The organism is Paraburkholderia graminis C4D1M, from assembly GCF_000172415.1.
Lineage (GTDB): Bacteria > Pseudomonadota > Gammaproteobacteria > Burkholderiales > Burkholderiaceae > Paraburkholderia > Paraburkholderia graminis.
Map to the genome: position 1 here is coordinate 81,139 of NZ_ABLD01000014.1, position 17,708 is coordinate 98,846.

A 17,708-nucleotide genomic window follows, 5' to 3' on the forward strand; every position below is an offset into this window, starting at 1 on the left:
CTTTTGTAGCTTGCTGTGACGTTGTGAGAACCCCGCTTCGGCGGGGTTTTTTTATGGGTTGCAGGCGGGGCCTCTCTCTATTCCCCGCGCAACTTCCTCCCCTGCTCCCGAATCTGCTCGAGCGTCGCGCCTGGCGTACTCGCTTCCTGCGGCATGCGAATCTCGATTACCGCCGCGCGCTTCGCTTCCAATGAACGCTGCAACGCCGGGAGAAAATCTTCGGTACGTTCCACCGTTTCCCCGTGTGCGCCGAACGATCGCGCGAATGCCGCGAAGTCGGGATTCGTGAGCCCGGTGCCATGCACGCGGTTCGGATAATGCCGTTCCTGATGCATGCGGATCGTGCCGAAGTGCCCGTTGTTCACGACAATGAACAGCACATGCAAGTCGTATTGCATCGCCGTCGCGAGTTCCTGCGCGGCCATCATGAAGCAGCCGTCGCCGGCCAGCGCGACGACCGCGCGTTGCGGATAGAGCGACTTCGCCGCGATCGCCGCGGGCACGCCGTAGCCCATCGCGCCGCTCGTCGGTGCAAGTTGCGAGCGGTAGTGCCGATACGAAAAGTGCCGATGCAGCCACGTCGCGTAATTGCCGGCGCCGTTGGTCAGGATCGCGTCGTCAGGAAGATGCGCGCGCAACTGTTGAATGACTTCGCCCATCTGCACATCGCCGGGAATCGGGCGAGGCTTGCGCCACTCCAGATACGCGCGATGCGCTTCCTCCGCCGCGCCGTTCCATGCAAGCGTTTCGGCCGACGGCTTCAAGGCCGCCAGCGCCGCCGTCAGTTCCGGCATGCCGGAGACGATCGGCAGATCGGCCGCATAAACGCGTCCCAACTCTTCCGCGCCCTGATGAACGTGAACCAGCGTCTGCTTGGTCTTCGGAATGTCGAGCAGCGTGTAGCCATTCGTCGTCGCCTCGCCGAGTCGCGGCCCGAGCACGAGCAGCAGATCGGCATCGCGGATACGCTGCGCGAGTGCCGGATTGATGCCGAGCCCGACATCGCCGGCATAGTTCGGATGCTCGTTATCGAGCGTGTCCTGGAAGCGGAACGCGAGGCCAACCGGCAACTGCCAGTTCTCGACGAAGCGTTGCAGGTCCGCGCATGCGCCGGGCGTCCAGCCGCTGCCGCCCGCGATCACCATTGGCCGTTGCGCGCGCTCGAGCAACTCGCGCAACCTGTCGATCTGTGCCGCCGACGGCGCCGCCGCCACTCGCTGATAAGCCGGCGCGCCGGGCGCGGCGTCGCATGCATCGCTCAGCACGTCTTCGGGCAAGGACAGCACGACAGGTCCGGGCCGCCCGGATGTCGCCGTGTGAAACGCGTGACTCAGATACTCGGGAATGCGCTTCGGATCGTCGATCTGCGCAACCCATTTCGCCATCTGACCGAACATGCGCCGATAGTCGATCTCCTGAAACGCTTCGCGGTCGAGATGCTCGCGCGCGCATTGGCCGATCAGCAGAATCATCGGCGTGGAGTCCTGAAACGCGGTGTGTACGCCGATGGACGCATGCGTCGCGCCGGGTCCCCGCGTGACGAGCGCGACGCCTGGCCGGCCAGTCAGCTTGCCGACCGCTTCGGCCATGTTCGCGGCCGCCGCTTCATGGCGGCAGACAATCGTCTGAATGCGCGTGGTCTCGTCGTGCAGTGAGTCGAGCACCGCGAGAAAGCTCTCGCCGGGCACACAGAAAACGCGCTCGACACCGTGCGTGAGCAACGCATCGACGACGAGGCGCGCGCCAGTCGTTCGAGCGGCGGCAGAATCGGAAACGGGAGCATTCGGCAGCGACATTGCGATGGGGCCTCCAGGCAGTGAGTGCGGTGAGTGCAGTGAGTGCAAGTGAGCCCCGACAGCTTACGCCGACAGCGCGTGCAGTGTCACGGCGCAGCGCAACGCATGCTCACGCGCCACACATGGCCTCGCGAATGCGCAAACAAAAACGCGGGCCGAAGAGCCCGCGTTTCGATACGCCGCGATCATCGAATCGCCCATCAACACTCGACGATATTCACCGCCAAACCGCCGCGCGAGGTTTCCTTGTACTTCGTCTTCATATCCGCGCCGGTCTCGCGCATGGTCTTGATGACCGAATCGAGCGACACGTAGTGACTGCCGTCGCCGCGCAACGCCATGCGCGCCGCGTTGACCGCTTTCACCGATGCCATTGCATTGCGCTCGATGCACGGAATCTGCACCATGCCGCCGACCGGATCGCACGTGAGCCCGAGGTTGTGCTCCATGCCGATCTCCGCCGCGTTTTCGACCTGCCTCGGCGTGCCGCCCATTACCGCAGCGAGCGCGCCCGCGGCCATCGAGCACGCGACGCCCACTTCGCCCTGACACCCGACTTCGGCGCCGGAAATGGACGCGTTCAGCTTGTACAGAATGCCGATAGCCGCAGCCGTCATCAGGAAGTCGATCACGCCCTGCTCGTTGGAGCCGGGCATGAAGCGCGTGTAGTAATGCAGCACGGCCGGGATGATGCCGGCCGCGCCGTTGGTCGGCGCGGTGACGACGCGCCCTCCCGCGGCGTTTTCCTCGTTGACGGCGATCGCGTACAGGTTGATCCAGTCGACCATCGAAAGCGGATCGCGCAACGCCAGCTCAGGGTTGCCCGACAGCGCGCGATACAACTGCGGCGCGCGGCGCTTCACCTGGAACGGGCCCGGCAAATTGCCGTCCGCGTCGGGATTGTTGATGCCGCAACCACGCGACACGCACGACTGCATCACGTCCCAGATTTTCAGCAGGCCCGCGCGCGTTTCTTCTTCGGTATGCCAGACGCGCTCGTTGTCCCACATCAATTGCGCAATGCTTTTACCGGTCGATTCGCACAGCGCGAGCAACTCGTTGCCGCTGCGAAACGAGTGCGGCAATTGATCGACGGCAGCCAGCACTTTCGTGTTCGGCGCGCCGGCCGTCACAACGAATCCGCCGCCTACCGACAGATACGTCGATTCGCGCAACGTCTCGCCGTTCGCGTCGAACGCGCGCAGCTTGAGCCCGTTCGGATGTTCGGGCAGCGCCTGGCGATAAAACGAAATGTGGTCCTTCTGAACGAACGGGATTTCATGCGTGCCGAGCAATGCCAGCTTGCGCGTGCTGCGCACGGCTTCGAGCCGCTCTGCAATCGTGTCGGGATTCACTGTGTCGGGCGCGTCGCCCATCAGACCGAGCATCACGCCGCGATCCGTGCCGTGACCTTTGCCCGTCGCGCCGAGCGAGCCGTACAGATCGACCTTCACCGAGGCCGTGTTCGCAAGGAGCCCGTCGCGTTCGAGCCCTTGCGCGAACATCAGCGCCGCGCGCATCGGCCCGACCGTATGCGAGCTCGACGGACCGATGCCGATTTTGAAGAGATCGAACACACTGACTGCCATTGACTGCTCCCTGCTGATGAAATGTTGGTTTAGCGCGCCGGCATCGGCAAACACACGGCAAGCCATGCGGGCGGCGTTGCTGCAAGTTGCAGCGCGATCGGCGTATAGCGTCCGTCGAGACGCGCCGCCAGATGAAAGAGCTCCGTCGCGTTCTTCGGGTCCCATTGACCCGAGTAGCCGGGCAAGCCGGCTTCGCGACGTTTGGCGTCGAAGGCGACGCTCGAATGCACGAATTCCTCGTGCGTCTTGCTGCCGGCCGCATACGGCGCGAGCCAGTTAAGCGCGGCCTGCAGCGACGCGCCGTTCGCGCCCTTCTCCGGCAGCCAGTTGCGGTTGTGGCGGCGCGCCGCAACAGCGGCCGTGACCAGCGGCTGCAGATCGTAAGTGACGTAGTGCAGCGCATCACGTTCGGCGAAATCGACGGTCGAACCATCCGGCTCGATGTTGTCGCCGACATGCTCGACAAAGAGACGCTGCGCAGCGTTGATCATCTTGCGGTTGTCGAGCGTGAAAGCGGCCATTGCAATCAGTTTGATCCGGTGGCTTTGCCAGTTGTTCCGGTAATTGCCTTTCAATGGACGCGGCTGCTCGTCGATCTGCGCGATATAGCCGTTCGCGAGCTTCGTCAGAAACGCCATCGACGCATTGCGCGTTTTCACGGGCAGCGCGCTCGCGGTCATGTCGTACGCGAGAATCAGCCCTTCGAAATGCGTTTCGTCGATGGGATTGAAGCTCGGCTGATAAGTCGTGACCCACGCGTACAGCAAGCGATCGACGAGCTTGAGATACCGGTCGTCGCTCGTTGCGCGCCACGCGAGCGCGGCGTCGCGCAGCAAGTCCAGATCTTTCTCCGCCTCGACGCTCTGATCGTAAATGCCCTCGTGCGGCAGCGTGCCTTCGGTGTGCAGCTTGGCCTGCGCGTGCGGCCGGTCGTTCAGATGCGCCTGCACATTGCTCACCAACGCCTTCACGCCGGGATCGGCGTTCGTGCGCTCGCTGGTTTGCCACGCGGGCGCCGCGCAAAAATTCATTGCGGCGTGCGCGTGCCGCAGCGGCAGCAACACGGCGGCGCCGGCGAACAGCATGGCGCCCGCTTGCCGCCGCATATGGATGCGCGTCGCTTTGGCCAGGCTTTGCATCAATCGCACCTTTCGCACCATGCGAAACTCCTCGTTGGGCTGATTTGGTGTGTGATGTTAGCCGTTTGCGGCCTGAAGCGACAGAAGCGCGCGCCGCCCGTCTATCAGCACGGGTAACGCGCGCCGAAGGCAACGCTTACTCGTAATCGGCGACCGGCACGCAGGAGCAGAACAGGTTGCGATCGCCATACACGTTGTCCGCGCGGCCGACCGGCGGCCAGTACTTCTTCGCGATCAACGTGGGCAGCGGATACGCCGCGGTTTCGCGCGCATACGTGTGCTTCCAGTCGTCGGCGATCACGACTGCGGCCGTGTGCGGTGCGTGCTTCAGCGGATTATCTTCGCGGTCCGAATGGCCTTCTTCCACCGCGCGAATTTCCTCGCGGATCGCAATCATCGCTTCGATGAAACGGTCGAGCTCTTCCTTCGATTCCGATTCGGTCGGCTCGACCATCAACGTGCCCGGCACCGGGAAGCTCATGGTCGGCGCATGGAAGCCGTAGTCGGCGAGGCGCTTCGCGACGTCGTCGACGGTGATGCCGCTCGTTTCCTTGATCGGACGCAAATCCAGAATGCATTCGTGTGCGACGAGTCCGCCGGGGCCCGAGTACAGCACCGGATAATGCGGCGCGAGTTTCTTCGCGACATAGTTCGCATTGAGGATCGCGGTTTCGGTCGCGGCGGTCAGGTTTTTCGCGCCCATCATCGCGATGTACATCCACGAGATCGGCAGGATCGACGCCGAGCCGTACGGTGCGCCCGACACAGCGCCGATGCCGTTCGGCGCGCGCTCATAGCCCGACGAAATCTGATTCGGCAGGAACTGCGCGAGATGCGCGCCGACCGCGACCGGACCGACGCCGGGGCCGCCGCCGCCGTGCGGAATGCAGAACGTCTTGTGCAGATTCAGGTGCGAGACGTCGCCGCCGAATTGACCGGGCGCCGTCAGGCCGACCATCGCGTTCATGTTCGCGCCGTCCACATAGACCTGGCCGCCGCGCGCATGCACGATCTCGCAGATTTCGCGCACGTTCGCCTCGAACACGCCGTGCGTCGACGGATACGTAATCATGATCGCCGCGAGTTTGTCGGCGTGCTGATCGGCTTTCTTCTTCAGATCTTCGATGTCGACGTTGCCCTGCGCGTCGCACGCAACCACCACGACCTGCATGCCCGCCATTTGCGCCGAAGCCGGGTTCGTGCCGTGCGCCGAAGCCGGAATCAGGCAGACATTGCGATGCGCTTCGCCGCGCGACGCGTGATACGCGTGAATGATCAGCAAGCCCGCGTACTCGCCTTGCGAGCCGGCATTCGGCTGCAGCGACACGGCTGCATAGCCGGTTGCCGCGACGAGCATCGCTTCGAGCTGATCGATCATTTCGCGGTAGCCGACGGTTTGCTCAGCGGGCGCGAACGGATGAATCTGGCCGAACTCGGGCCACGTGACCGGCAGCATTTCCGAGGTCGCGTTCAGCTTCATCGTGCACGAGCCGAGCGGAATCATCGAACGGTCGAGCGCGAGGTCCTTATCCGACAGGCTGCGCAAATAACGCAGCATTTCCGTTTCCGAATGATGACGGTTGAACACGTGGTGCGTGAGGTACGCGCTCGTCCGTTCGAGCGATGCCGGCACCGATGCGGTGTTCGACGCGGTCAGCGCAGAGTCGAGCGCGTCGACTTGCGGGACATCGCGCGCGCCGGCGGCTTGTGCGAACACCGCGAGCAGATCGGCGAGGTCGGCGCGCGTCGTCGTTTCGTCGATGGACACGCCGACTTGCGTATCGCTCACGCGGCGCAGGTTGATGCGCTTCGCGTTGGCCGCGTCGTGCAGCGCCTGCGTGCGCGCGCCCGCGTCGAACGTGAGCGTGTCGAAGAACGTTTCGTTGACGAGCGTGTAGCCGAGCTGCTTCGCGCCTTCCGCGAGCAATGCGGCGATGCGGTTCACGCGCAACGCGATGGTCTTCAGGCCGCGCGGGCCGTGATAAACCGCGTACATGCTCGCCATGATCGCGAGCAGCGCTTGCGCGGTACACACGTTCGACGTCGCCTTCTCGCGGCGGATATGTTGTTCGCGCGTTTGCAGCGCGAGACGCAGCGCGGGATTGCCTTGCGCGTCGACGGTCACGCCGACGAGACGGCCCGGCATCTGACGCTTGAATTCGTCGCGCACGGCGAGATACGCCGCATGCGGACCGCCGAAGCCAACCGGCACGCCAAAGCGCTGCGTGTTGCCGACAGCCACGTCCGCGCCCCATTCGCCCGGCGGCGTCAGCACGGTCAGCGCGAGCAGATCGGCGGCGACCACCACGTGGCCGCCCGCTGCGTGGATCGCTTCGGTGAGCGCGCGGTAGTCGCGCACGTCGCCGTTCACGCCCGGATATTGCAGCAGCACGCCGAATGCGTTCGCGTTCGCGGCTTCATCGGCCGGGCCGACTTTCACTTCGATGCCGACCGGGGTTGCGCGCGTCTTTATCACTTCGACGGTTTGCGGCAACACGTCGTCGGCGACATAGAACACGTTCGACTTCGGCTTGCCGACGCGTTGCAGCAGCGTCATCGCTTCGGCTGCGGCGGTGGCTTCGTCGAGCAGCGACGCGTTCGAAATCGCGAGCCCTGTCAGATCGATCACCATCTGCTGGAAGTTGAGCAGCGCTTCGAGTCGGCCTTGCGAGATTTCCGGCTGATACGGCGTGTACGCCGTGTACCACGCGGGATTTTCGAGCACGTTGCGCAGGATCACCGTCGGCGTGTGCGCGTTGTAATAACCCTGCCCGATGTACGAGCGGAACACCTGGTTTTTGTCCGCGAGTTCGCGCAACGCGGCGAGCGCTTCGGCTTCGCTTTTCGGTTGCGTGAACGGACCGAGCGGCAGCGGCTCGGTGCGGCGGATCGTCTTCGGAATGACGGCGTCTATCAGCGCGGCGCGCGACGCGAAGCCCAACGCTTCGAGCATGGCCTGCTGGTCGGCCGCATCCGGGCCGATGTGCCGTTCGGCGAAGGCGTCATGCACTTCGAGCGCGGCAAGCGAGAGAGGAGTGCGGTTCATCAGACGATCCGGGTGTTCGAGCTTCATGGTGTTCCTGGCGGTGCGGCTGTCCTTGCGCGAAGGGCGCGCCGCACCTGACGGTTAGACGAGAGGTGAATCAGGCGCCGATCGACTTCGTGTACGCGTCGGCGTCGATCAGACGGTCGAGCGTGGCGTCCGCAGCCGGCTTGATCTTGAAGAGCCAGCTTTCGTACGGCGTGCTGTTGACCGAATCCGGCGAGTCGGACACGGCGCTGTTCGCTTCGATCACTTCGCCCGAGACCGGCGCGTAAATGTCCGACGCGGCTTTCACCGATTCGATCACCGCGACCGTGTCGCCGGCGGTCACGGTCTTGCCCAGTTCCTGGACTTCGAAGAAGACGATATCGCCGAGCGCTTCCTGCGCATGGTCGGTAATGCCGACCGTCAGCGTGCCGTCCGCTTCGGTGCGGACCCATTCGTGCGATTCGGTGTATTTCAGATCGGCCGGGATGCTCATCGGATGCTCCTATGCGGTGTGATTCGGTAGTGACTGGATAAGGGACGCGCGCGCCGGTGGCTTGCGGAGGCTTAGGCCGCCGCGAGCACTTTGCCGTTGCGCACGAACGGCAGTTTTACCACGCTTGCAGGAACGGATTTGTCGCGAATCTGCACATGAACCGTGTCGCCCGGCTGCACGCCTTGCGGCACGCGCGCGAAGGCGATCGATTCCTGCATCGTCGGAGAAAAAGTGCCGCTGGTGATTTCGCCTTCGCCGTGCGGCGTGACGACCTTCTGATGCGCGCGCAGCACGCCTGCGGCCTTGCCGTTTTCCTTGCGCAAGATCAGGCCGACGAACGCGGCCTTCGAGCCGTCCAGTTCGAGCCTGCTTTTGCCGACGAATTCGCGCGGCGAAGCGAGGTCGACGGTCCACGCGAGACCGGCGTCGAGCGGCGAGATGTTGTCGTCCATGTCCTGGCCGTACAGATTCATGCCGGCTTCGAGGCGCAGCGTGTCGCGCGCGCCGAGACCTGCCGGGCGCACGCCTTGCGCTTGCAGCGCGTTCCACAGCGCAACCACGTGGTCCGCAGGAACGATGATCTCGAAGCCGTCTTCGCCGGTATAGCCGGTGCGGGCGACGGTCAGTTCGCCGAACGGCGTGGCTTCGATGCGCGCGGCGTTGAAGGGCTTCAGCGCCTCAGTGGCGGCGCGGATGGAGGGCGCCGTCTGCCAGACCTTCTCACGTGCGTTCGGACCTTGCACGGCGACGATCGCGAGATCGCGGCGCGGCATGATCGTCAGGCCGAAGCCGCCTTCGTTCAGTTGATTGAACCACGCGATGTCTTTGTCGGCGGTGCCCGCGTTGACGACCACGCGGAAATGATCTTCGCCGAAGTAATAGACGATCAGATCGTCGATCACGCCGCCGTCGGGGTTCAGCATGCACGAGTAGAGCGCGCGGCCCGGTATTTGCAGCTTGCCGACGTTGTTGGCCAGCGCGTATTCGAAGAACGCACGCACGCGCTCGCCGGTGAAATCGACGACGCACATGTGCGAAACGTCGAACATGCCCGCGTCGGTGCGCACCGCGCGGTGTTCGTCGATCTGCGAGCCGTAGTTGACGGGCATGTCCCAGCCGCCGAAATCGACCATGCGGGCATTCAGCGCGCGATGGGTGGCGTTGAGCGGAGTGTGTTTGAGTTCGGTCATGGGGCCTCGGGCGTCTCGCGAAACAAAAAAGGCCATGCGGCGCCGCGCCTCGCGCCTTTAGCGGCGAGCGTGGTGCTGCATGGCCCCTCTGTCCTCGATACCTGAGAGATTGCGCTGCCGTGGCGATATGGATTCGCCACGGTGAACGCGCGCCCCTTCGGTGGGCAGCTTGCCGGGTCTGCGCGGCGTGTGCAACGCAGACGGCTACTGCCGCTCTCCAGAGTGCGAAGAACCGCGCCTTGATGTTTGCCAGCGTATTGCCTGGCTGTTACGTGGGCGCGAGTTTTTCGACGCGGTCGGTCCTTTTGCCTGAGAGTTTCCGGGTGTGCCCCTTCGGCGGCGCGGCCTGCGAATTCAGCAGCCAGCGCGCTCTCCCGACGCGTGCGGCGAATGTACGCGAGGCCCGGAGGCTTGTCAAATAAAGGGCGTGTCCGCCGAAGGGCTGGTGCGCCGCCTTTGGGGGCGGGCTGGAGCCGGCGTTTTCCGCCGGCTCGCCGTCATTCGCCGATCGCGCGCGCCGCGCTGTCGAGTTCCTCATTGAGCACGCGCTGTTCGTCGGCGGACAGACCGCCGCCGTGCTGCGCGGCCATGTCGTGCGCTTCACGCCGAATCACGTCGAGCCGATGATGCAGCTCGCCCCCTTGCGGCGGCGGGTAATAGCCCTGATTCACGCGATTGTCGATACGGCGGCTCAGGTTGTCGATGCGGCCGTCGACCTGACGCAGCCGCTTGTCGGCAATCTGCTGCGGGTTCGGGCGCGGCGCCGGTTCGGGCTGCGGCGCGACCACACAGGCGGCGAGGGAACTCAGCAATGCGCATGCGGCGAGCGCGCGGATGATACGTGGCATGGACTCTCCGTGAAGTCGTTGTCGTTTTGCGATGCTACAGACGTAGCAACGGATCACGGCTCGCTCACGCTGACCCGAAAGGCCGGCCGATTTGTAACGTTATATTGCTTGCGGTTTTGTCAGTCGGCTGCCGGTCGCTTGCCTGTCGCCTGTCGAGGTTTGCCGGCGCGAGGTGCGAGATTCTTCGCTTCGCGCCGGCATGGGCGTTTAACGAATGCGTTCGAACGGCAAGCGGATGCCTTCGTCGGAACTGCGCGCCGCGAGTTCGATGATCGTCATCACATCGACGGCGTCTTGCGGGCTCACGGGGAACTTCACGCCGTGTTGAATCGCGTCGGCGAGCGCGATATAGAAGCCCGCGTAATCGCCATTGCGCGTCGGCACTTCGCGCTCCGCTTCGCGATCGCCGTCCAGCACGCGCAGCGTGCCTGCCGCGTTGCCGGCGGCGAAGCCCTCGTCGCCCGGACGCAGGCCCGCTTTCAACTGGTCCTCTTGCGTGTCGAGCCCGTATTTCACGTAGCTGCCGCGCGTGCCGTGAATGACGAAGCGCGGCGCGACGATCGCCGTCAGCGCGCTCGCATGCAGCACGACTTCGAATCCGCCGTAGCCCAACTGGATATGCACGTAGTCGGGTGCGCTGGCCTGATCGCGATGCGTGCGCACGGTCGCGGCCACGGTCTGCGGTGCGCCGAACAGCGCGAGCGCCTGGTCGATCAGATGCGGCCCGAGGTCGAACAGCAGACCGCCGCCGCGCGACGCTTCCTCGCGCCAACGCTGACGCACTTCGGGCCGGAAGCGGTCGAAATGCGATTCATAGTGCGTGACGCGCCCCAACTCGGCGCTCGCGAGCAGATCGCGCACGGTCAGAAAATCGCCGTCCCAGCGGCGGTTGTGAAACGGCACGAACAGCTTGCCCCGCGCGAGCGCGATGTTGGCGAGCGTGTGGGCGTCTGCGGCGGTGAGCGTCACCGGTTTGTCGACGACGACGTGCTTGCCCGCTTCCAGCGTGCGGCGCGCGAGGTCGAAGTGCGTGTCGTTCGGCGTGGCGATCACGACGCAGTCGATGTCGTCGAGCGCAAGCAGCGCGTCGAGGTCGGCGACGACTTTCGCGTGCGGATAGTCGGCGAGCGCGGTCTCCGGCTTGCCGGTGGCGATAGCCGCGACGCTCGCGCGGCCGCAGTGCGCGATCACCGGCGCATGAAAGGTCGCGCCGGCGAACCCGTAACCCATCAATCCCATTTTCAGCGATGCGGACATGCGTGTCTTCCTGCAAAAACGGCGCGCCGCTTTGCCACCGCGGCGGCGGCGCGCAACGCCGTCATTGTGGCATGGGCGCGCGGCGACGGAGCGTCGGCGGATCGCGTGCGATTTTCGCGCTGGCTGATGGCGGCCGTGTGCCCGATGCGATTCGTCGGCCGAATTTATCCGCCGATTTCATCCGTGTTAGCATCGCTCCTCTCGCGCGAACCTGGGCGCGTCGACCGGCTTCAGATCACGCGCGGCGGGTATGCCGCAGCGCGCGCCGGGCGGCCACTCCGCTCGCTTCGCGACTTGCTGCAAGACTGTGCCGCGGCGCCGTGAGCGCCGCTTTTAACGGCGCGTTTCCCCGAGGGCCGCGCGTTTCGTAGCCGCGTCCTCGCAGCCGCATTTCAACCGCAACACCCCATCTACAGACGATGTCCGCAGGCCTCAATCCCGCTCAAAGTGAAGCGGTCCGTTATCTCGACGGGCCGTGTCTCGTGCTCGCCGGCGCAGGCAGCGGCAAGACGCGCGTGATCACGCAGAAGATCGCGCACCTGATCGAGGCGAAGGGCTTCGAGCCGCGCCACATCGCGGCCGTCACCTTTACCAACAAGGCCGCCGCGGAAATGCGCGAGCGCGTGGGCAAGCTGCTCGAGGGCAAGACGCTCACGACGCCCGGCAAGGAAGGCCGCAAGGTGCCCGTCAATCAGTTGACTGTGTGCACGTTCCACTCGCTCGGCGTGCAGATTCTGCGGCAGGAAGCCGAGCACGTCGGCCTGAAGCCGCAGTTCTCGATCATGGATTCCGACGACTGCTTCGGCATGATCCAGGAACAGGTCGGCTCGACGGACAAGGGCTTTATCCGCAAGATCCAGTCGATCATTTCGTTGTGGAAGAACGGCCTGATCATGCCCGAGGAGGCGATGGCGATTGCCGCGAACGAAGACGAGCATCAGGCCGCGATCGTCTATCGCAACTATGTGGCGACGCTGCACGCGTATCAGGCGGTGGATTTCGACGATCTGATCCGCCTGCCCGCCGAACTCTTCGCGAAGAACGAGCAGGTGCGCGACCGTTGGCAAAACAAGCTGCGTTATTTGCTGATCGACGAGTATCAGGACACCAACGCGTGCCAGTATGAATTGCTGAAGCAGCTCGCCGGTCCGCGCGCCGCGTTCACGGCGGTCGGCGACGACGACCAGGCGATCTACGGCTGGCGCGGCGCGACGCTCGAAAATCTCGCGCAGCTCGGCAAGGATTTTCCGAAGCTGCATGTGATCAAGCTCGAGCAGAATTATCGTTCGACGGTGCGCATTCTCACGGCCGCGAACAATGTGATCGCCAACAATCCGAAGCTCTTCGAAAAGAAGCTGTGGTCCGAGCACGGCATGGGCGATTCGATCACGGTCACGCCGTGCAACGACGAGGAGCACGAAGCGGAATCCGTCGTGTTTCGTCTGTCGGCGCACAAGTTCGAGCGGCGCGCGAACTTCCGCGATTACGCGATTCTGTATCGCGGCAATTTCCAGGCGCGCATCTTCGAACAGGTGCTGCGCCGCGAGCGGATTCCGTATGTGCTGTCGGGCGGTCAGTCGTTCTTCGATAAGGCCGAGATCAAGGACATCTGCGCGTATCTGCGCCTGATCGCCAACGCGAACGACGACCCCGCGTTCATCCGCGCGATCACCACGCCGCGGCGTGGCGTCGGCAATACGACGCTCGAAGCGCTCGGATCGTTCGCGGGCCAGGCGAAGGTCTCGCTGTTCGAGGCCGTGTATATGGGCGGCATCGAGGCGCGCCTGTCGCCGCGTCAGATCGAACCGATGCGCGCGTTCTGCGACTTCATGCAGCGCCTCACCGACCGCGCCGAAAAAGATGCGGCCGGCACGCTGCTCGACGAGTTGATGGACGCGATCCACTACGAAGCGTATCTCTACGATGCATTCGACGAACGCCAGGCACAGGCGAAGTGGCAGAACGTGCTCGAGTTCATCGAATGGTTAAAGCGCAAGGGCACGAAGGCTGAGCCGGGCGATCCGGGGTCGGCTGGGTCGGCGAATGGCGAAGCTACCGGTTACGACACGGCCGACGGTCTCGCCGATACCGGCAAGAATCTGCTCGGTCTGATCCAGACAGTCGCTTTGATGTCGATGCTGGAAGGCCGCGAAGAAGATCCCGACGCGGTCAGGCTTTCGACGGTGCACGCGTCGAAGGGCCTCGAGTATCCGCATGTGTTTCTGGTGGGCGTCGAGGAAGGCATCATGCCGCATCGCGGCGGCGCGGACGACGAGCCGATCGACGACGGGCGCATCGAGGAAGAGCGCCGTCTGATGTATGTGGCGATCACGCGCGCGCAGCGCAGCCTGCATCTGAACTGGTGCAAGAAGCGCAAGCGCGCGCGAGAGACGGTGGTCTGCGAGCCGTCGCGGTTCATCCCCGAGATGCTGCTCGACGATGCCCCGCCGCCGACGCCCGAAGAAGCGCCGATGTCGCCGAAAGACCGGCTCGCGAGCTTGAAGGCGCTGTTGCAGAAGCCATGACGCGCGGCGTGGCTTGCTATCGTGAGTCCGCAAGACCACGCTGAGCAAAGGTGCTTCGGCTGGTTTCGCGGATGCGCGCGCTACAGTGGCGCGGCTAGTTGGTCGCGTTAGACGCATTGCTCGCGCGCCTTCGAGCATGCCAACCGGAGACCGCCCGCATGACCTTGCCGCCGCACGCGCCTTACATTCGCGCGCTCGAAGCCTACATCGACGCAAAAGACAATACGCGCCCGCAGCGCATGGCCGACGCATTCGCGTCCGATGCCGAGCTCACCATTTCACTCGCGACGTCGACGATCGCGTTTCCCGCGCGCACGCTCGGGCGCGACGCGATCACGAAAACGCTCGTCACCGATTTCGGCGCGACTTACACGCAATGCCGCACGTATTACGTGTGCGACTCGCTGACGGTGCGCGACGGCGCGATCGACCCGCTGCCCTGGCTCGTGCTGATGCGCGAACCGGCGGCCGGCGCATTGCGCGTGGGGCACGGCGTGTATCGATGGACTTTCGACGACACGCCCGCCGTGAGCCGCTTTCATATCCACATCGCACGCATGGACGTCGTGCCCGATGCCGATGGCGCGTTACTCGAAGCGTTGCAGGAAGGCTTGAGTTATCCGTGGCTCGCGCCCGCCGAGTTGCACGCGCGTTTTGCGGGGCATGCGCGCAGTGCGCCGAGGCTCGCATTCGTCGAGGCGTTCAGCCGTCCCGCCGCGGACGCCGAGGCTTGAGCGTTTGGTTTTGAACAGCTTCACGGCATGAAAAAATCCCTGCCCGCGTAGGCGCACGCGGTGCAGGGATTTTCGTGGCGCGGCAAAAGCTGCGAAGCTGTTCGGTGCGTTACTTCACGCTGCTCACCATGTAATCGACGGCGGCCTTCACGTCCGCATCCGACGCACTCGATCCACCTTTCGGCGGCATCGCGCCCTTGCCGTGCAGCGCGTAGTTGTAGACGGTGTCCATCGGCTCCTTCAGGCGCGGCGCCCACGCTTCCTTGTCGCCGAACTTCGGTGCGTTGAGCACGCCGGCCGCGTGACATGCCTGGCAAACCTGCTGATACAAGGCCTTGCCCGCTTGCGATGCATCAGCGCTTTGCGTCGCGCCCGCTGCGGGCGCCGCGGCGGTTTGCGGAACGCTTGCCATCGCGGCCATCGCGGCGGCAGCCTGAGCCGCGCCTGCATCGGACGCGCCGCCTGCCGCCGCACCGGAAGCCGCGGCCGCAGCCGTCGCAGCGGGCGCCGCCGCGGCACCTGATGCCGGTTGCGCCGGTTCAGGGAAGCTCGCGCCTGAGTTGTTCGCCATGTACGCAACCGCGCGGGCGATTTCGAAGTCGCTGTAATCGTCGGGACTCGTGCCGCCGCGCGGGGGCATTCCGCCTTTGCCGGCGAGAGCCGTATGCAGCAGCGTGTCGAAGCCCTGCGAGATGCGCGGCGCCCAGTCGGCCGTGTTGGTGAATTTCGGCGCGCCCGCCGCACCCGACGCGTGACACGCCGAGCAGACCGCCTTGTAGACTTCCTCGCCCGTCTTGTAGACGCGCGGCGCGTTGGCGTCGCGAACGTCGACCTGGGCGAGTGGTTTGATGCGGGCGGTGACTTCGGCTTCGGAGAGACTGTCGGTGCCCGCGCCGGTGCGCGTCGAATTGTCGACGTAGTAAGCCAGCAGAACGATGATGATGATCGGCACAGCAAACCCGGCGATGACCGCGGCGATGAGCTGTCCTGGGGTTTTAATCGGGGCTCCGTGTGGTGCTTCGCTCATGCTTGTCTCGTCTCCGTGGGTATGTGAGCGGTACAGCGCGACGGCAACTTCTTGTTCTTGATCAGCCACGGACGATTATAGACGGAAGCTTTCGACGGCGGCGAGAGGCGCGGCGCGCTGTTCAGCAGGCGTTTACCCGCATCGTGCGAACTGGAGCGGACGCGTTGGGGTGGCGCGTGAATCTGCCGGGGATGGCGCGAGAAACGGCCGCGGAGGCCGTCCGGTGGACGGTATGGCCGAAACCGGGTATCCTTTCGGTCTCGCTTTGGCGCCGCAGCCGTTCTTCTGGTTGCCGCGCTGTCAAGTCGAAGCGCCCGTAGCTCAATGGATAGAGTACTGCCCTCCGAAGGCAGGGGTTGCTGGTTCGATCCCAGCCGGGCGCACCAACCCTCACGAGGGTTACGACGATCTACCTGTTTACTCCCTCTCCGAATTCCAGGCTAAATCGCAGCTAACTGCGGTATCGCTGACGCCATCATCGGCTATAGCTACATGCGCCATCTCGGCCAGATGCGTCGGCAGCCCGGCCAGCAGAAGCCCACCCGCGGCTGTGGCCAGCCAGCATATTCAACGCACATTATCCTTTCGCCCCTCCAAACTTGACCACACTAGTCGGCGGCTTTAGGCGTCCTTTCGGCCGGCCCGTTCGTGTCCTCTCGCCGCGGGCCGCTCGCGAGCAGGATGCCGATCAGGAAGATGAACAGATTGCCTTCTGTGAAGTTGAGCAGCAACGAGTTCGCGAAACAGCCAATGACAAAGGCGAACAGGTAACCGTAGACGACCGTGCGCGCAAGTGTGTCCAGACGCAAGCTTTCCCGCGCGATCGCGATCAGGAGCCAGGCGAACAGGGCCACTCCCACCATTCCGAGCTGTACGCCCATCAGGAAAAACTCGTTGTGCGGATTGCTCGCCATCGCGGCACGCCCACCAGAGCTGTTCTTCGCGAGCCGTTCGAATTCGGTTCGAACGCTACCGACGCCGTATCCGGCAATCGGCCGATGCAGGATCAGCTCCAGGCTGCGCTGATAAAACTCGAGCCGCACGCCCATCGACGTGTTCTTGTTGTAGACCTCGAACTGTGTGATTTCCTGTTGGGTTTCGGCAAGGCGTGAGTTCTTTGCCGTGAAGGAATAGACCACCAGACACATGCACAGCATGACGCTCGCGGCGGTCGTTATCCAGCGCGTCCGTTTGCCCTGGTGCTTGAACTTCATTAGTTGAACGACGACATAAACTGCCATGTAGGCGATCGCTACGACCTGCCCGGTGCGTCCCTGTAGCACGAACAGCACGTTGACGAGCGCGAGCAGGGCGACGAGGCGCAGGAGCCACTGTCCGATGCCTTTAGGCGAAGCTGTCGCGAGAGCCATCGACAGATAGGCCAGAAACGCCATCATCAGGCCCGCCGATATGTGGTCCTTGAAGACCCAGGGCTTCGTAATCGGATCGTTACCGTGCAGCGGTCCGATTGCCGTCCAGCCGAAAAAGTTCGTGTAGGTGAGCAGCATGGTCAGCGTTAGCGCCGAGAACAACGCCCATATGGCCACGCGGCACCACTTTGATCGGTCGCTGCCGTAGAAAACCAGGAACAGCATGGGCAGCAGCAACAGTTTTCGGTACTTCAGGAGAAAGTTGAAAGCCTCGTCATTGCTCGCCGACGTATAGGCCATGCTAAGAGCGAGCGCAACGAAGAGGATCAGCGCGACGATGCTCGTGGGCGACGTGCGGATTTTCCCGCATGCCCTCCACACTTCGGGAGACAGCAGCGCAAACAGCAGTACCAGGCCGGAACCGAGATTGACTCCGGCCGTGGAAATGGGTACGGCGCACAGGGTGACAAGTGCAAACGTCCTCGCGAGGAACAACTGGTACGACTCAGTTTTGGGCCGGAGACTCTTTTCTGACAGCATCGCTTTCATATTCATTCGTTTCTCATCCCGTGCCGAAATGGCAATCGCTGGACGGCACTCGCACGCTACCTGCTGGTTGTGCGCCGTGTCCATGCGATACCCCTCGCTTTACTCAAAGGTGCGGAGCCTGGACCGCTCCCTATGACCCTGCAAGTGATGATCCGTATTT

Annotated in this window: 12 protein-coding genes, 1 tRNA gene and 2 riboswitches; of the genes, 3 read left to right on the forward strand and 10 right to left on the reverse strand. The window is 64.0% G+C overall.

Features of this window, described 5'->3' with window-relative positions; translation table 11 throughout:
- Positions 1-77: 77 nt before the first annotated feature.
- The 8 genes from BGRAMDRAFT_RS21140 to BGRAMDRAFT_RS21175 all read right to left on the reverse strand — a co-directional run bounded on the left by BGRAMDRAFT_RS21140 (position 78) and on the right by BGRAMDRAFT_RS21175 (position 11,343).
- Positions 78-1,796: a thiamine pyrophosphate-binding protein gene (locus BGRAMDRAFT_RS21140; protein ID WP_006050858.1), complete on the reverse strand. Its 1,719-nt coding sequence runs from the start codon at positions 1,794-1,796 to the stop codon at positions 78-80.
- A 200-nt stretch (positions 1,797-1,996) separates the two neighbouring features.
- Positions 1,997-3,385 carry an L-serine ammonia-lyase gene (locus tag BGRAMDRAFT_RS21145; protein WP_006050859.1) on the reverse strand — a complete coding sequence of 463 codons (1,389 nt, stop codon included), beginning with the start codon at positions 3,383-3,385 and terminating at the stop codon, positions 1,997-1,999.
- A 29-nt stretch (positions 3,386-3,414) separates the two neighbouring features.
- On the reverse strand, positions 3,415-4,545 hold the full coding sequence (locus BGRAMDRAFT_RS21150) for an alginate lyase family protein (RefSeq protein ID WP_006050860.1): 1,131 nt from the start codon (positions 4,543-4,545) through the stop codon (positions 3,415-3,417).
- A gap of 115 nt (positions 4,546-4,660) precedes the next feature.
- Entirely contained in the window at positions 4,661-7,597 is a 2,937-nt protein-coding gene (gcvP, locus tag BGRAMDRAFT_RS21155; protein WP_006050861.1) for an aminomethyl-transferring glycine dehydrogenase, read from the reverse strand.
- A 70-nt stretch (positions 7,598-7,667) separates the two neighbouring features.
- Entirely contained in the window at positions 7,668-8,048 is a 381-nt protein-coding gene (gene gcvH, locus BGRAMDRAFT_RS21160; RefSeq protein WP_006050862.1) for a glycine cleavage system protein GcvH, read from the reverse strand.
- Positions 8,049-8,119: 71 nt separating this feature from the next.
- Complete coding sequence (gcvT, locus tag BGRAMDRAFT_RS21165) at positions 8,120-9,238, reverse strand: glycine cleavage system aminomethyltransferase GcvT (RefSeq protein ID WP_006050863.1); 1,119 nt, start codon at positions 9,236-9,238, stop codon at positions 8,120-8,122.
- A gap of 78 nt (positions 9,239-9,316) precedes the next feature.
- Positions 9,317-9,469: riboswitch (glycine riboswitch) on the reverse strand.
- Positions 9,470-9,525: 56 nt separating this feature from the next.
- Positions 9,526-9,625, reverse strand: a riboswitch (glycine riboswitch).
- 110 nt (positions 9,626-9,735) lie between these two features.
- The gene (locus BGRAMDRAFT_RS21170) at positions 9,736-10,086 is read right to left on the reverse strand and encodes a hypothetical protein (protein ID WP_006050864.1); all 351 of its coding nucleotides are present in this window, start codon (positions 10,084-10,086) and stop codon (positions 9,736-9,738) included.
- Positions 10,087-10,293: 207 nt separating this feature from the next.
- Positions 10,294-11,343, reverse strand: coding sequence for an oxidoreductase (locus BGRAMDRAFT_RS21175; RefSeq protein ID WP_006050865.1), 1,050 nt, complete (start codon positions 11,341-11,343; stop codon positions 10,294-10,296).
- A 419-nt stretch (positions 11,344-11,762) separates the two neighbouring features.
- Between BGRAMDRAFT_RS21175 and BGRAMDRAFT_RS21185 the strand changes: the two genes are divergently transcribed.
- Together BGRAMDRAFT_RS21185 and BGRAMDRAFT_RS21190 are read left to right on the forward strand one after the other, a co-directional pair.
- Positions 11,763-13,868, forward strand: coding sequence for a UvrD-helicase domain-containing protein (locus BGRAMDRAFT_RS21185; RefSeq protein WP_006050866.1), 2,106 nt, complete (start codon positions 11,763-11,765; stop codon positions 13,866-13,868).
- A gap of 158 nt (positions 13,869-14,026) precedes the next feature.
- A complete protein-coding gene (locus tag BGRAMDRAFT_RS21190; protein ID WP_006050867.1) occupies positions 14,027-14,602 on the forward strand; it encodes a hypothetical protein in 576 nt (191 codons plus the stop codon).
- A 109-nt stretch (positions 14,603-14,711) separates the two neighbouring features.
- Here BGRAMDRAFT_RS21190 and BGRAMDRAFT_RS21195 read toward each other — a convergent pair whose 3' ends face one another.
- A complete protein-coding gene (locus BGRAMDRAFT_RS21195; RefSeq protein WP_006050868.1) occupies positions 14,712-15,629 on the reverse strand; it encodes a c-type cytochrome in 918 nt (305 codons plus the stop codon).
- A 310-nt stretch (positions 15,630-15,939) separates the two neighbouring features.
- On the opposite strand from BGRAMDRAFT_RS21195, the gene BGRAMDRAFT_RS21200 reads away from it, so the two are divergent.
- Positions 15,940-16,015, forward strand: a tRNA-Arg gene (locus BGRAMDRAFT_RS21200).
- A gap of 222 nt (positions 16,016-16,237) precedes the next feature.
- Here the strand turns inward: BGRAMDRAFT_RS21200 and BGRAMDRAFT_RS21205 are convergent.
- Positions 16,238-17,548: an O-antigen ligase family protein gene (locus BGRAMDRAFT_RS21205; RefSeq protein WP_232292317.1), complete on the reverse strand. Its 1,311-nt coding sequence runs from the start codon at positions 17,546-17,548 to the stop codon at positions 16,238-16,240.
- Between the last annotated feature and the right edge of the window lie 160 nt (positions 17,549-17,708).

What these genes read in the sequence shown, in the direction of transcription:
- BGRAMDRAFT_RS21140 (WP_006050858.1), bottom strand. Translation starts at nt 1,796, where the DNA reads ATGTCGCTGCCGAATGCTCCCGTTTCCGATTCTGCCGCCGCTCGAACG.
- BGRAMDRAFT_RS21145 (WP_006050859.1), bottom strand. Translation starts at nt 3,385, where the DNA reads ATGGCAGTCAGTGTGTTCGATCTCTTCAAAATCGGCATCGGTCCGTCG.
- BGRAMDRAFT_RS21150 (WP_006050860.1), bottom strand. Translation starts at nt 4,545, where the DNA reads ATGGTGCGAAAGGTGCGATTGATGCAAAGCCTGGCCAAAGCGACGCGC.
- gcvP (WP_006050861.1), bottom strand. Translation starts at nt 7,597, where the DNA reads ATGAAGCTCGAACACCCGGATCGTCTGATGAACCGCACTCCTCTCTCG.
- gcvH (WP_006050862.1), bottom strand. Translation starts at nt 8,048, where the DNA reads ATGAGCATCCCGGCCGATCTGAAATACACCGAATCGCACGAATGGGTC.
- gcvT (WP_006050863.1), bottom strand. Translation starts at nt 9,238, where the DNA reads ATGACCGAACTCAAACACACTCCGCTCAACGCCACCCATCGCGCGCTG.
- BGRAMDRAFT_RS21170 (WP_006050864.1), bottom strand. Translation starts at nt 10,086, where the DNA reads ATGCCACGTATCATCCGCGCGCTCGCCGCATGCGCATTGCTGAGTTCC.
- BGRAMDRAFT_RS21175 (WP_006050865.1), bottom strand. Translation starts at nt 11,343, where the DNA reads ATGTCCGCATCGCTGAAAATGGGATTGATGGGTTACGGGTTCGCCGGC.
- BGRAMDRAFT_RS21185 (WP_006050866.1), top strand. Translation starts at nt 11,763, where the DNA reads ATGTCCGCAGGCCTCAATCCCGCTCAAAGTGAAGCGGTCCGTTATCTC.
- BGRAMDRAFT_RS21190 (WP_006050867.1), top strand. Translation starts at nt 14,027, where the DNA reads ATGACCTTGCCGCCGCACGCGCCTTACATTCGCGCGCTCGAAGCCTAC.
- BGRAMDRAFT_RS21195 (WP_006050868.1), bottom strand. Translation starts at nt 15,629, where the DNA reads ATGAGCGAAGCACCACACGGAGCCCCGATTAAAACCCCAGGACAGCTC.
- BGRAMDRAFT_RS21205 (WP_232292317.1), bottom strand. Translation starts at nt 17,548, where the DNA reads ATGAAAGCGATGCTGTCAGAAAAGAGTCTCCGGCCCAAAACTGAGTCG.